We start from the raw sequence: 11,942 nt of genomic DNA, 5'->3' as shown, positions 1-11,942 counted from the left end.
ATCGGCTTCCCTGCCCCCAATGCTCGGCTGAAGGGTCCGCCGCATCACGGCGGACGCTTTCACGCTTCGCGTCAGCTCCCGTCAATGCTCCCAGAAATGCTTCTTGACCTCGGCATCGACCTGTCTTTCGGTCATGCCGATATCATCGATCAGTTCCGGCGCATCGACCGCCATATGGGCAAGCTGATCGCGGTAGTGCTGGCGATCGTCCCACATGGCAAAGAGACGCTTCGGGTGAAACCACTTGGTGATGCGGCCATCGCCGGGCTCGGACGTCTGTTCGACGTCCTCGGATACGGCGTGGTAGAAGTCGGACATGCCTGACAGAAGCTTGCTCATTGTCGTCCTCCCACGTGATGTTCAGCGCAAACTCTAGCCTCATAGAGCTATGCGGCAATCGCACATGTGCGGTGTTTTGCTTCCAGCATTTGTAGTATTTTGCTGGAGCCGCAGCAGAACGAACCGGTGGAACGACAAGGAGGCAGGTATGGCCCGCATCCTGACGCCTCGTTTTGTGCCTGCGGCCCTGTCGGATCGCGAGCGCGCGGTCGCCGAACGCTTTGCCGCCGGCCTGACCTATCGCCAGATCGGCGAAGCGCTCTGCATTGCGCCCTCGACCGTGCGCAGCCATCTTGCGACGATCTACGGCAAGCTCGGCGTTCGCAACAAGATCGAGCTGGCGTCGGAGATAGCCGGGCCAGCCGAGGGACGGACCGCGGCAGCGACAGAGCAAGGACCACCGGTGCTCGCCCTGTTCCCGATCGAAAGCCTCAGCGAGGAGCAACGTTGGCACCGGTTTGCCGACGGTCTTTCGTCGGATATTTGCGTCGATCTCGCGCGCTACGCCGATCTGCCCGTCGTCGCCTTTCACACCATGAAGCTGCTCGGCAATCGTTCGGAAAGTTACGATGACCACGTCCAGACGGTCGGCGCGACCTACGCGGTGACCGGCCAGGTGCGCGCCGACGACCGACAGGTGCGGCTGACGATCCAGCTCTCGGAAACGCGCTCCGGCATGATGCTATGGAGCGAACGCTACGACCGGCCGATCGGAGACATCCTCGCGCTTCAGGACAATTTGACCGAGTGTGTCGTCAACGCGCTGGCAGGCTGCTTCGGCAAGCTGGCCGCGCTCGGACGCAATGCCAGCCGCAGCAAGACGCCCTCGAACCTGCATTCCTACGATTACTATCTTCTCGGTGTCGAGCAGCTCAACCGGTTCAGCGCGGAGGGAAACGCCGCAGCAATCCGCCTCCTCACGCGGTCGCTCGAGCTGGACCCCGCACGGGTAAGGGCCTGGATCGAACTGGCCTATGCCTATTCCGTCCAGGCTTGCAACGGCTACGGCAGCGACCTTGGCACGACCATCGGGAACTGGCGATCGGCGGTCGAACAGGCCCTGCAGCTCGATCCGACGAACCCCTTCGCCCACACCTGCCTTGGCGACCTCAAGGCATGCATGGGCGATCTCAAGGGTGCGGCCGACGCCCAGGCACTGGCGTTCCAGCACGGCAAACACAGTGCCGACACGCTGGCGCTTTTGGCCGGAAGCAAGGCTTTGGTGGCCGGAGATCCGGACGAAGCGATAGTGTTGATCGAAAAGGCGCTGTCCCTCAATCCGCTGGCGCCGCCCTGGTACTACGGCATGCGCGGCCGCGTCCTTTTCGTCACCGGACGCCACGCCGAGAGCCTTTCGGCGCTGGGACGCAGTTCGCAGGAATCGCCGAACACCCTCATGTTCCAGGCGATGGCCCAGGCTTTTGTCGGACAATCGTCCGAAGCGGCGAGCTCTGCGCTAAGGCTCAAGACCGAGTTCCCGCTCTTTTCGGTCGACCGGTTCATCGCCGGCTACCCGGTCACCAATCCTCCGGCACTGCAAGCGGTCCAGGAAGGATCCCGGCTGGCGATGTTCAACTAGAGAACAGCAAAGGCGTGGCACGCCGGCACGGCTCCGGCCGAACAGTACGCAGCGTTACTTCTGCCGGCAGTCGACGTCGCCCACGCGTTGCGCCGCCTCGCCTTCAAAGGTCACCGTCGCCTCGCCCTTTGCCGAGCAATCGCCCATGGGGCCGCTTCCGGCGCGGAAATGCACGACCGGCTGGCCCTCGATCATGATGCTCGGCACAACCTCGTAAAGTTCCGGTGGGCAGTTGGCGACGTCGGAGAGCCTGAGCGCCGGCTGGCCGCCGATCATGACGCTGGAGGCGCCCGAAAGCGCACAGGACGGGATCGGGGCCCCCGCCTCCTCGGCCATCGCCGACGGAGCCGGCAAGGCGGACCAAAGGCAGGCGATGACGGCCATTGCAGATTTCATGATCCCCTCTCCCTGGGTCCGCGTCAGCGAAACCTATCACAAGGCCGCGCCCCCGCCTCAATATTCGGTGGGTACGGTCAAGAGCTCGGCATCGGGCGTATCGAGAAAGGCGCGGACGGTCTGGGGCATATGGCGCGAGCCGAAGGAAAGCACGCCGCAACGCGAGAGCATCTGGCGCAGGTCCGGCTGCTGGCCGAGAGAGCGCCAGATCATGCGCGAGGCATAGGGCAGGTTCTCCTTGCGCCAGGAGACCCCCATGGTGGTGCCGCGCAGATAGACGCGCTGGTGCACTTCGAACGGCAGAAGGATCGTCTGCGCCAGCATCGGCTCCCGCCCGATGCTGCGCTCGGCGATGAAGATGCGGTTCCGCCAGAAGGTGACGAGCCCCACATATTTCGAGAATTGCTGGATCTCGTTTATCGGGTCACGGATGCGCTCGATCGACTTCACCCGGATCGAACCCGCCTCCTCGTAGATCCGGGCCGAGGAGCAGACGACGAGCCCCGGCCAGGACGGCGAGACGTGATAGGTCTGATAGTAGCCGATGTGACGCCGGAGGCCGACGATATCGCCCGGGAAACCTTCGAGCAGCAGGCCGGCATCCGAACGATCGCGGTCTGGCCGCACCATCCGGGCTTCGAACTGTTTCGGGGTGAGCGAAAAGTCTTCGGCAGCGAGCCCGAAGAAGCGGGCGATGCGCGCGACATTGTGCGGCGACGGCCGCGCCTCGCCGCCGATATAGCGGTTGAATTGCTGCCGGTTGATGCCGATCTCGCGGCAAATCTGCGAAATCGAACGCCGTGTCGCGCAGGCAAAACGCAGATTGGCCGAGAAGATTTCGATGTCCTGCACGCCATTCCCCCAACATGTGCTCCCGTCGCGCCGACCGATGTGGCCCAGAGAGGTCGAGGGATAGCGTAAAAGAGCGTAAATCAGCGTCAAGTCGCGAAATTGTGCGCGATCCCGCAGGCGCTAGGTTTTCCCTACAGCGCCACGCGTCTTGAGACGCGCGAAGATCGCTGCAGCACCTTGATCTGCTGCATGTTTTTGTCCTTCCATCGGCAGCGATTGTAGGAACTTGCAGGAGAACATCATACAAAAAGGGAACCTGGAAATGACCGACTTCACGAAGCGACCCGACGGCCTTCTTGTCCCGACTGGCCTCGCCCCGGCTGGCATAAGCCGGCGCGGCTTTCTGGCGGGCACGGCAGCGATTGGCCTTGCGGCCGGCCTTGGCGGCACGCTGACGGCCAAGGACGCGCGTGCCGAGGAGCCGAAGCGCGGCGGCCACCTGAAGCTCGGTCTCAAGGGCGGTGCCACCACCGATTCGCTCGACCCTGCCGCCTATAGCGGTTCCGTCTCCTTCGTCATCGGTCACCTCTGGGGCGACACGTTGGTCGAGTCCGACCCGAAGAGCGGCGCGCCGCTGCCGGCTCTTGCCGAATCCTGGGAGCCCTCGGCGGACGCGTCCGAGTGGACCTTCAAGATCCGCAGCGATGTCAGCTTCCATGACGGCAGCAAGCTGACCGTGGCCGACGTCGTCGCCACGCTGAAGCGCCATGCGGACGAAGGCTCGAAGTCCGGCGCGCTCGGGCTGATGCGCTCGATCAAGACGATCGAGGAAAAGGCCGGCGCGCTGGTGCTGACGCTGACCGAAGGCAATGCCGACCTGCCGCTGCTGCTCACCGACTATCACCTGATCATCCAGCCGAAGGGCGGCGTTGACAATCCGGCCTCGCCGATCGGCACCGGTCCCTACAAGCTTGCAAGCTATGAGGCCGGCCTGCGCGCCACCTTCGAGAAGAACGGCGATGACTGGCGCTCCGACCGCGGCTTCGTCGATTCGGTCGAGATCATCGTGATGAACGACACGACGGCGCGCATCGCGGCGCTTTCCTCGGGCCAGGTCCACTTCATCAACAACATCGATCCGAAGACGGTGCCTCTCCTGAAGCGGGCGCCGCGCGTCGAGATCCTGCGCACGGCCGGCAAGGGCTTCTACAGCTTCCTGATGCATTGCGACACCGCCCCCTTCGACAACAACGACCTGAGGCTGGCGCTGAAATACGCGGTCGACCGCCAGGCGATCCTCGACCGGGTGCTCGGCGGCTTCGGCACGCTCGGCAACGACTACCCCGTCAACGGCAACTACGCCCTGGCGCCCGAGGGCATCGAGCAGCGAGCCTATGACCCCGACAAGGCCGCCTTCCACTTCAAGAAGTCCGGCCACGACCGGCCGATCCTTCTGCGCACCTCCGACGCCGCCTTCCCCGGAGCGGCCGATGCTGCGGTTCTCTTCCAGGAAAGCGCCAAGAAGGCCGGCATCGAAATCGAAGTTAGGCGCGAGCCGGAGGACGGCTACTGGACCAATGTCTGGAACGTGCAGCCCTTCTGCGCCTCCTATTGGGGCGGCCGACCGACGCAGGATTCGCGCTACTCCACCTCGTACCTCTCGACGGCCGAATGGAACGACACGCGCTTCAAGCGCGCGGATTTCGACAAGCTCCTGCTCCAGGCCCGCTCCGAGCTCGACGAGACCAAGCGCAAGGAGATGTACCACACCATGGCGATGACGGTGCGCGACGAAGGCGGCCTGATCCTGCCCGTCTTCAACGACTATGTGAACGCCGCCTCGGCCTCGCTGAAGGGCTTCGTCGACGACATCGGCAACGATCTTTCCAACGGCTACGTCGCCAGCCGCGTCTGGTTCGACAGCTAAGCAATTCCAGCGAAAGTGCAACGCGGTTTCGCGTCAGGAATTGCGAAAGGCAATGGAGCAGTTCGAGTGAAAGTGGCGCGCGCTTTCGCGTCCCGAATTGCCCGAGAGAACAAAGAGATAGTTAGAAACATGTCCGAACGTGAATTCACCTTGATCGAGAACGAATGGATCCGGCTGAAGGACGGCACCCGGCTCGCCGCCCGCATCTGGATGCCCGCCGGCGCCGAAGCCGATCCGGTACCGGCCGTGCTTGAATACCTGCCCTACCGCAAACAGGGCGGGACGAGCCTGCGCGACGAATCCACCTATCCGGTCTTCGCGGCCGCCGGCATTGCCGGCGTACGCGTCGACATTCGCGGCTGCGGCGAAAGCGATGGTGTCATCGACGGCGAGTATACACCGCGCGAGCTTGCCGACGGCTGCGAGATCATTGAATGGATCGCCGCGCAGCCCTGGTCCAACGGCAAGGTCGGCATGATGGGCATCTCCTGGGGCGGCTTCAATTGCCTTCAGGTCGCCGCACTCAAGCCGCCGGCGCTGAAGGCCGTCATCTCCATCGCCTCGACGGTCGACCGCTACAATGACGACATCCACTACAAGAACGGCTGCCACCTCTCGGCACAGCTTTCCTGGGCAGCGACCATGCTCGGCTATCAGTCGCGCTCGCCGGACCCCGCAATCGTCGGCGACCGCTGGAAGGAAATGTGGCTGGAGCGGCTGGAGAACGAACCCTTCTTCATGGAGGAATGGCTGGCACACCAGCGCCGCGACGCCTTCTGGCAGCACGGCTCCATTTGCGAGGATTTCAACCAGGTCGAGATCCCGGCGCTCGTCATTGCCGGCTGGGCCGACGGCTACCGCAACACGCCGCTGAAGGCGGTCGAGGGTCTTGGCGATAAGGCGAAGGCGCTGATCGGCCCCTGGGTACACAAGTATCCGCACTTTGCCTTTCCGAAGCCGCGCGCCGATTTTCACGGCGAGGCGATCCGCTGGTGGAACCGCTGGCTGCGCGACGAGAAGAACGGCGCCGAGGATGGGCCGCAGGTGCGCGCTTATATTCTCGACGGTCCGCGCCCGTCGCTCCGGCGCGACAGCGATCCCGGCCGCTGGGTGGCGAAGGATGCCTGGACGTCCCCGGAAATGCAGCTCTTCGGCGTCTCCCATGACGGCAGGCTGACGCCGTCTGCCGGCGGAACCGGTATCGGCGAGATCTACCTGAAATCGCCGCTCGATACCGGTACGGCCTCCGGCGAATATTTCACGCTGAAGCCCGACGCCGAAATGGCCGGCGACCAGCGCATCGACGACGCCGGCTCGCTCACCTTCGAGACGGCACCGCTGCTCGAAGCCGCCGACTATCTCGGTCAGCCGGCGCTGACGGTCGAGGTCACCTGCCAGGCGGCAACCGCCAATCTCGCCGTCCGCCTCGTCGATGTGCATCCGGATGGAACCGCGACCCGCGTCGCCTTCGGCGTGCTCAACCTGGCGCATCGCGACGGCAACGCCCAGCCGCGGCCGATGGAGCCGGGCCGCAAGACGCGGATCACGCTGGTGCTCGACGCCTGCGGCTATCGCTTCCGCGCCGGCAACCGTATTCGCGTATCGCTCTCCACCTCCTATTGGCCATTGATCCTGCCATCGCCCACGGATCCGGGCCTGACGATCGATACATCAAGCCTGTCGCTGGCGCTGCCGCTGCTTGGCGCGCACAAGGAGATTGTCGTGCCCGAGCCGGCAAATCCGGACCCGCTACCGAAATATCGCGAACTGACGCGCGGCAGCACCAGCCGGACGGTCGAGCGCGACATGACCCACGGCATGACGCACTACCGGATCTACGAGGACACCGGCCTTTCCGAACACCCGGATACGGGCCTCGCCACCCAGGACATTCGCGACGAAACCTGGTCGATCGCGCCTGACGATCCGCTTTCGATGATCGGCACCTCGACCTGGACTTGTGTCGCCAAGCGCGACGGCTGGTCGGTGCGCACGGTCTCGACCTCGACGCTCCATTGCACGGAGGGCGAATGGGTCACCGAAGCCGAGGTCGTCGCCTATGAGGGCGAAAACCGCATCTTCGAGAAGCATTTCAAGAAGCGGATCCGTCGCGATCTCATGTAGAACGCGCAAGGAAGCGGCGTGCGGTGGGCCGCCGCCACGCCCGGTTCCGAGCCGCCTGCTTGACACCGTCAAGAAAGAACTGTACCGATCGGTAAACAATTTACCGATCGGTACAGTCATGCGTCGTTTCTTCTCGCGTCATCAGCCTTCCGTTCACATCTCCCGCGGCCTGATCGCCGGCATCGGCGGCCTTGTCGCCATCGCCGCCGTCGGCGCGCTCACCAATCTCGTCGGCCATCCCATGCTGATGGCGCCGTTCGGAGCAAGCTGCGTGCTGATCTTCTCCGTCACCGCCAGCCCGCTTTCGCAGCCGGCCAATGTCGTCGGCGGCCATTTCGTCGCCACTCTCGTCGGTCTCGTTCTGAGGACTGTCTTCCCCAACGAATGGTGGGCGGTGGGGATCGCGGTCGGCGTGGCAATCGCGCTGATGGCGGCGCTGCGCATCACCCACCCGCCGGCGGGCGCCAATCCCCTCGTCGTCTTCTCGGCCGACCCCGGCTTCGAGTTCCTGCTCTTCCCGGTGCTGACCGGCTCGCTCATCCTCGTCGCCGTCGGCGCGCTGTTCCACCGCTTCGCCAAGGTCGAATATCCGCTGGTGAGGAAACCGGCATGAGCCGCACCGTCGCCGAGCGCCAGGACGTTATCGCCATGTTGGCCGAGATCTTCCGCGAGCATGGTTATGACGGCGCGAGCCTCAGCCTGATCACCGACAAGACCGGCCTCGGAAAAGGCAGCCTCTACCACTTTTTCCCCGGCGGGAAGGAAGAGATGGCCGAAGCCGTGCTTGGCGACATCGCCGCCTGGTTCCGCACCCACATCTTCGACGCGCTGCGCAACACGGAAAATGCCGAGCAGGCGCTGGAGGCGATGTTTGCCGCCGTCGACAACTACTTCCGCCAGGGCCGCAGGCTCTGCCTGATGGGCGTGATCGCGGCCAGCGGCGCCCATGACCGCTTCGCGCGCGAACTCAAGGGCTATTTCTCCGACTGGCGCGCCGATCTCGCCGTCACCCTCGAGCGCAACGGCGCCCCGGGGGCCGAGTGCGCAGCCCTCGCCGAGGAGATCATTGGCGGTATCCAGGGTGCGCTGATCCTTGCCCGAAGCCTCGACGATCCCGGCGCTTTCGGCCGAGTGCTCGCTCGGCTGCAGACCCGGTGCCTGCCGGCCTTATCGTGAAAAGCGAGATACGAGCGAGAAGCCGCCCGCGTACCACCCATTCGCACCGATTGACAAAAATCAGATCACCACTTGAACTTGCCTTGACAAGCGCCTTTGCGCACGGATATTAACCGATGAGTTAAATAACTCGAAGGTTAAGGACGGGTGCATTTGGGGCGCCCAGCGAGGAGGACTCATGGCAGCGGCGACCGCGAACCCAAGGCGCAAGGAAATCGGCCTGGAGATCGTGCGCGACTTCGAGGCGCCTGTGGGCCTTGTCTTCAAGGTCTGGTCGACGCCCGAGCACATGCTGCGCTGGTGGGGTCCACGTGATTTCACGCCGCATTCGGTCAACATGGATTTCCGTCCGGGCGGCGCATGGCGCGCCTGCATCCGTTCGCCCGAAGGCCGCGACTACTGGATGGGCGGTGTCTATCGCGAAGTGCGGGAGCCGGAGAAGCTCGTCTTCACCTTCGCCTGGGACGAAGAGGGCGAGCCCGGCAGCGACACGCTCATCACCGTTTCCTTTGCCGATATCGGCGGCAAGACCCGGCTGGTCTTCCAGCAAACACCATTCGAGACCATCGACGAGCGCGACTCGCACCAGGAAGGCTGGGGCGAGTGCCTCGACAGGCTCAGGGACTATGTCGAACATGGCTGAGATCGCAAATCTGCAAGACACAAGCGGGCTCGGCCCGAAGGCAACCCGGCGCGAATGGATCGGGCTGGCCAAGGCAGGCGATGGCGACACGGGCGGCGACGCGGCGCTCGTCGATAAGCCGGCGCCGTCGGGCAATATCGGATAACACGCCGCAGCGACGGCCGCCGCGGCAGCCATAGCAATTCAGTGTCGACCGGCGCCGGCCATCCCGCCGGCGAACGATGACACGCGCCCAATCTCAGGGAGGAAACCGATGAAAAAGCTCTATCGCGGCAGTTGCCATTGCGGCGCCGTCACCTTCGCATGCCAGCTCGATCTCGCCGAGGGCATCCGCCGCTGCAATTGCTCCTTCTGCGCCAAGACACGGATGCAGAAGGCCTTCGCCCTTCGAGAGGAATTCGAGATCACCGCCGGCAAGGACAGGCTCTCGGCCTATCGCGCCGAAAACTCCAACTGGCGCGAGGGCGATGTCGATCACTATTTCTGCAGCCGCTGCGGCGTCAGGCCCTTCTCGCGCGGCTATCTCGAGGATTTCCTCGGGCATTTCTACGCGGTCAACGTCGCCTGCCTGGATGGCGTCAGCGACGCGGAACTTGGCGCAGCGCCACTGATCTACGAGAACGGCCGTATCGACGACTATGTCAATCCGCCGGCCGACACGCGTTTCATGTGACCGTCTCGAAACAGGCGCCAGGACATCAGGCGATCGTGAGTGCGCGCAACGCCGCCAGCGCCCGCTCCGCATCGGCCTCCGGCACGAAGATATGATCGTGATAATAGGCCGCAATCACGTTGGCGCTGATGCCCTCGCGCGTCAGCGCCGCCGAGACGGCCGCAGTCAGGCCGACGGCTTCAAGCGCGGAATGCACGTTGAGCGTGATGCGCCGGAGCAGCGGACCGTAATCGAGCCCCGCCTCGTCCGCATCACTGCGGGCAAGCACCAGCGTCAACCCTTCATCCTCGCGATAGGTGGCCAGCGGTTCCAGCGCCTGATAGCGCGCAATATCCCGATAGGCGACCGTGCAATAGACGTAGGTCTGCGGAAACAGCACGGGGCTCATCGTTGCCAGCAGCTTCGCGAGATCCGTTTCTCCGGCCATGACGTTCCCCTGTTTCGAACCGCTGCTTCGAATGACGTGGTAGCGGATCGTCACGTTGGCGTGAAGCACGCGATCGCGATTTGACCATTGTCATTCCCGTGAAAACATGAGGTCATCAAGCGCCCGAAGCCGAAAACGGGTGGCGGAGGAAGATGAAAATGATGACCTACAGCAAGTCGAGACACACCTCGGGCGGACTCGTGATGCTGGCTGCTGCCTTCGCCGCGCTGCTGGCCTCAGCGCCGATCGCCGCCGCCCAGGAACCGGCCGTCGTCATCCCGCCGCCCTCGCTCGATGAGAAGGTCTCCGGAACGACGGAGATCGCCGTCTTCGCCGGCGGCTGCTTCTGGGGCGTCCAGGGCGTTTTCCAGCATGTCAAAGGCGTCAGAAACGCCGTCTCCGGCTATTCCGGCGGCAGCCGCGAGACCGCCGATTACGAGACGGTGAGCGGCGGCAAGACCGGCCACGCGGAATCGGTGGAAGTGACCTACGATCCGCGCGAGGTGACCTATGGGCGGCTGCTGCAGGTCTTCTTCTCCGTCGCCCACAATCCGACGCAGCTCAACTACCAGGGACCGGATCATGGCACCCAGTATCGATCGGCCGTCTTCACAGTTACCGCTGAGCAGAAGCGCCTCGCCGATGCCTATATTGCCGAACTCGGCAAGTCAGGCGCGTTCCCGGCAAGGATCGTCACGGAGGTCACGCCGTTCAAGGGCTTCTACGCCGCCGAGGACTATCACCAGGACTTTCTGACCCGGAACCCGACGCATCCCTACATCGTCTATAACGACCTGCCCAAGATCGAGAACCTGCGGGCGCTCTTCCCGCAAGCTTTCAGGGCAAATCCGGCGCTGGTGTTCAAGGCGAAGAGCTGAGCATCCCCGACAATCCTGAAGCGGTGGGCCGCAAATGCGTCGTACCGGATAGCGACGTCAGCGGGTACCGACGAGAACCGCAACGCCCTCGGCCAGCCGCCGGAACCCCTCGCGTGCGCCCTCGCTCATGTGTCGCGCCCGCAGCCAGGCATGGATCATCTGCGGTTCTTCGCGGAAGGTCACGTTGACGCCCGCCGCGATAAGGCGAGCCGCATAGATGCGGGCGTCATCGCGCAAGGGGTCGAAGAAGGCGCCGGTGATATAGGTGGGCGGCAAGCCAGAGAGGTCCTTTTCCGCCAAGGGCGCCGCGAAGGGATTGTCGATGGGCGCCTGCAGGATCTTGCGATAGTAGCGGGTGTCGGCGGTCGTCAGCCCCGGCGCCTCGGCCATTTCCACATAGGAGCCGGAGACCAGATCGCCGCCGAGCCCTGGATAGATCAGCACCTGGCCAACGATACCTTTGAGCCCTTCGGCCCGAGCCTTGAGCACGATGCCTGCCGTCAGATTGCCGCCGGCGCTGTCGCCGGCAACGACGACCGGGCGACCGCCGGACAGGAGCTCGCGGAGCACCGCGTAGCAATCCTCGAAGGCCGCCGGCCAGACATGCTCCGGCGCCAGGCGGTAGTCGATCGATACCAGTTCGGCCTGGGCAAAGTCGGCAAGCTCGGCACAGATGGCGTCGTGGCTGTCGAGCGAGCCGACGACGAAGCCGCCGCCATGAATGTAATAGATGCGCGTCTCAGTCGAGACCGTCGCCGGGCGGGAGCGCCGGATCGGGATGCGGCCGTCGACGAGTGTGTCTTCGCGCGTGAGACCGGCCGGGCTCGGCGCATCGAATTCGGCGCAGAGCGCATCGTACCATTTGCGCTGCTGCTCGATCGAGGCATCGACCGCGTCGGCGGGATAGAAGTCCTCGCAGCGGCGGTGAAACGCGAGGATCCCCTCCTCCGTCGGCATCGGCCGCTTGGTCGCCTGGTCCATGTCTTCC

14 protein-coding genes are annotated in these 11,942 nt (G+C 64.2%); 9 read left to right on the top strand and 5 right to left on the bottom strand.

From position 1 onward, the window contains the following. Nucleotides 1-81: 81 nt before the first annotated feature. Nucleotides 82-339, bottom strand: a complete 258-nt coding sequence (locus ACQ5BM_RS00330; protein ID WP_429806425.1) for a hypothetical protein — start codon at nucleotides 337-339, stop codon at nucleotides 82-84. A gap of 148 nt (nucleotides 340-487) precedes the next feature. Between ACQ5BM_RS00330 and ACQ5BM_RS00325 the strand changes: the two genes are divergently transcribed. Next, nucleotides 488-1,918: a LuxR C-terminal-related transcriptional regulator gene (locus tag ACQ5BM_RS00325; protein WP_429806423.1), complete on the top strand. Its 1,431-nt coding sequence runs from the start codon at nucleotides 488-490 to the stop codon at nucleotides 1,916-1,918. A 54-nt stretch (nucleotides 1,919-1,972) separates the two neighbouring features. Here ACQ5BM_RS00325 and ACQ5BM_RS00320 read toward each other — a convergent pair whose 3' ends face one another. Then, nucleotides 1,973-2,314: a hypothetical protein gene (locus tag ACQ5BM_RS00320; RefSeq protein WP_429806421.1), complete on the bottom strand. Its 342-nt coding sequence runs from the start codon at nucleotides 2,312-2,314 to the stop codon at nucleotides 1,973-1,975. A gap of 57 nt (nucleotides 2,315-2,371) precedes the next feature. Next, on the bottom strand, nucleotides 2,372-3,157 hold the full coding sequence (locus tag ACQ5BM_RS00315) for a helix-turn-helix domain-containing protein (RefSeq protein WP_376741660.1): 786 nt from the start codon (nucleotides 3,155-3,157) through the stop codon (nucleotides 2,372-2,374). 271 nt (nucleotides 3,158-3,428) lie between these two features. Between ACQ5BM_RS00315 and ACQ5BM_RS00310 the strand changes: the two genes are divergently transcribed. The 7 genes from ACQ5BM_RS00310 (at nucleotide 3,429) to ACQ5BM_RS00280 (ending at nucleotide 9,649) form a co-directional block, all read left to right on the top strand. After that, entirely contained in the window at nucleotides 3,429-5,033 is a 1,605-nt protein-coding gene (locus tag ACQ5BM_RS00310) for an ABC transporter substrate-binding protein (RefSeq protein ID WP_429806419.1), read from the top strand. Nucleotides 5,034-5,162: 129 nt separating this feature from the next. Then, nucleotides 5,163-7,157 carry a CocE/NonD family hydrolase gene (locus tag ACQ5BM_RS00305; RefSeq protein ID WP_429806417.1) on the top strand — a complete coding sequence of 665 codons (1,995 nt, stop codon included), beginning with the start codon at nucleotides 5,163-5,165 and terminating at the stop codon, nucleotides 7,155-7,157. A gap of 118 nt (nucleotides 7,158-7,275) precedes the next feature. Then, nucleotides 7,276-7,770 carry an HPP family protein gene (locus tag ACQ5BM_RS00300; protein WP_429806415.1) on the top strand — a complete coding sequence of 165 codons (495 nt, stop codon included), beginning with the start codon at nucleotides 7,276-7,278 and terminating at the stop codon, nucleotides 7,768-7,770. Beyond that, nucleotides 7,767-8,333: a TetR/AcrR family transcriptional regulator gene (locus ACQ5BM_RS00295; protein WP_429806414.1), complete on the top strand. Its 567-nt coding sequence runs from the start codon at nucleotides 7,767-7,769 to the stop codon at nucleotides 8,331-8,333. The genes ACQ5BM_RS00300 and ACQ5BM_RS00295 overlap by 4 nt, the downstream gene beginning before the upstream one ends. A gap of 178 nt (nucleotides 8,334-8,511) precedes the next feature. Continuing rightward, complete coding sequence (locus ACQ5BM_RS00290) at nucleotides 8,512-8,976, top strand: SRPBCC family protein (protein WP_429806412.1); 465 nt, start codon at nucleotides 8,512-8,514, stop codon at nucleotides 8,974-8,976. Continuing rightward, nucleotides 8,969-9,121 (top strand): hypothetical protein, encoded by a 153-nt coding sequence (locus ACQ5BM_RS00285; protein ID WP_429806410.1) that lies wholly within the window; start codon nucleotides 8,969-8,971, stop codon nucleotides 9,119-9,121. Before ACQ5BM_RS00290 ends, ACQ5BM_RS00285 begins: the two co-directional genes overlap by 8 nt. A 108-nt stretch (nucleotides 9,122-9,229) precedes the next feature. After that, a complete protein-coding gene (locus ACQ5BM_RS00280) occupies nucleotides 9,230-9,649 on the top strand; it encodes a GFA family protein (RefSeq protein ID WP_429806408.1) in 420 nt (139 codons plus the stop codon). Nucleotides 9,650-9,674: 25 nt separating this feature from the next. Here the strand turns inward: ACQ5BM_RS00280 and ACQ5BM_RS00275 are convergent, their stop codons facing one another. Continuing rightward, nucleotides 9,675-10,076 (bottom strand): ACT domain-containing protein, encoded by a 402-nt coding sequence (locus tag ACQ5BM_RS00275; protein ID WP_429806406.1) that lies wholly within the window; start codon nucleotides 10,074-10,076, stop codon nucleotides 9,675-9,677. 161 nt (nucleotides 10,077-10,237) lie between these two features. On the opposite strand from ACQ5BM_RS00275, the gene msrA reads away from it, so the two are divergent. After that, nucleotides 10,238-10,954: a peptide-methionine (S)-S-oxide reductase MsrA gene (gene msrA / locus ACQ5BM_RS00270; protein WP_429807635.1), complete on the top strand. Its 717-nt coding sequence runs from the start codon at nucleotides 10,238-10,240 to the stop codon at nucleotides 10,952-10,954. 57 nt (nucleotides 10,955-11,011) lie between these two features. Here the strand turns inward: msrA and ACQ5BM_RS00265 are convergent, their stop codons facing one another. Beyond that, nucleotides 11,012-11,935 carry an alpha/beta hydrolase gene (locus ACQ5BM_RS00265; protein WP_429806404.1) on the bottom strand — a complete coding sequence of 308 codons (924 nt, stop codon included), beginning with the start codon at nucleotides 11,933-11,935 and terminating at the stop codon, nucleotides 11,012-11,014. Nucleotides 11,936-11,942: the final 7 nt, after the last annotated feature.

Source organism: Ensifer sp. B1-9 (assembly GCF_050474445.1).
Classification (GTDB): Bacteria; Pseudomonadota; Alphaproteobacteria; order Rhizobiales; family Rhizobiaceae; genus Ensifer.
This window is presented reverse-complemented; position numbering and strand designations above follow the sequence as displayed.

Coding starts and splice junctions, on each gene's coding strand:
- ACQ5BM_RS00330 (WP_429806425.1), bottom strand. CDS start 339: ATGAGCAAGCTTCTGTCAGGCATGTCCGACTTCTACCACGCCGTATCC.
- ACQ5BM_RS00325 (WP_429806423.1), top strand. CDS start 488: ATGGCCCGCATCCTGACGCCTCGTTTTGTGCCTGCGGCCCTGTCGGAT.
- ACQ5BM_RS00320 (WP_429806421.1), bottom strand. CDS start 2,314: ATGAAATCTGCAATGGCCGTCATCGCCTGCCTTTGGTCCGCCTTGCCG.
- ACQ5BM_RS00310 (WP_429806419.1), top strand. CDS start 3,429: ATGACCGACTTCACGAAGCGACCCGACGGCCTTCTTGTCCCGACTGGC.
- ACQ5BM_RS00305 (WP_429806417.1), top strand. CDS start 5,163: ATGTCCGAACGTGAATTCACCTTGATCGAGAACGAATGGATCCGGCTG.
- ACQ5BM_RS00300 (WP_429806415.1), top strand. CDS start 7,276: ATGCGTCGTTTCTTCTCGCGTCATCAGCCTTCCGTTCACATCTCCCGC.
- ACQ5BM_RS00295 (WP_429806414.1), top strand. CDS start 7,767: ATGAGCCGCACCGTCGCCGAGCGCCAGGACGTTATCGCCATGTTGGCC.
- ACQ5BM_RS00290 (WP_429806412.1), top strand. CDS start 8,512: ATGGCAGCGGCGACCGCGAACCCAAGGCGCAAGGAAATCGGCCTGGAG.
- ACQ5BM_RS00285 (WP_429806410.1), top strand. CDS start 8,969: ATGGCTGAGATCGCAAATCTGCAAGACACAAGCGGGCTCGGCCCGAAG.
- ACQ5BM_RS00280 (WP_429806408.1), top strand. CDS start 9,230: ATGAAAAAGCTCTATCGCGGCAGTTGCCATTGCGGCGCCGTCACCTTC.
- ACQ5BM_RS00275 (WP_429806406.1), bottom strand. CDS start 10,076: ATGGCCGGAGAAACGGATCTCGCGAAGCTGCTGGCAACGATGAGCCCC.
- msrA (WP_429807635.1), top strand. CDS start 10,238: ATGACCTACAGCAAGTCGAGACACACCTCGGGCGGACTCGTGATGCTG.
- ACQ5BM_RS00265 (WP_429806404.1), bottom strand. CDS start 11,935: ATGGACCAGGCGACCAAGCGGCCGATGCCGACGGAGGAGGGGATCCTC.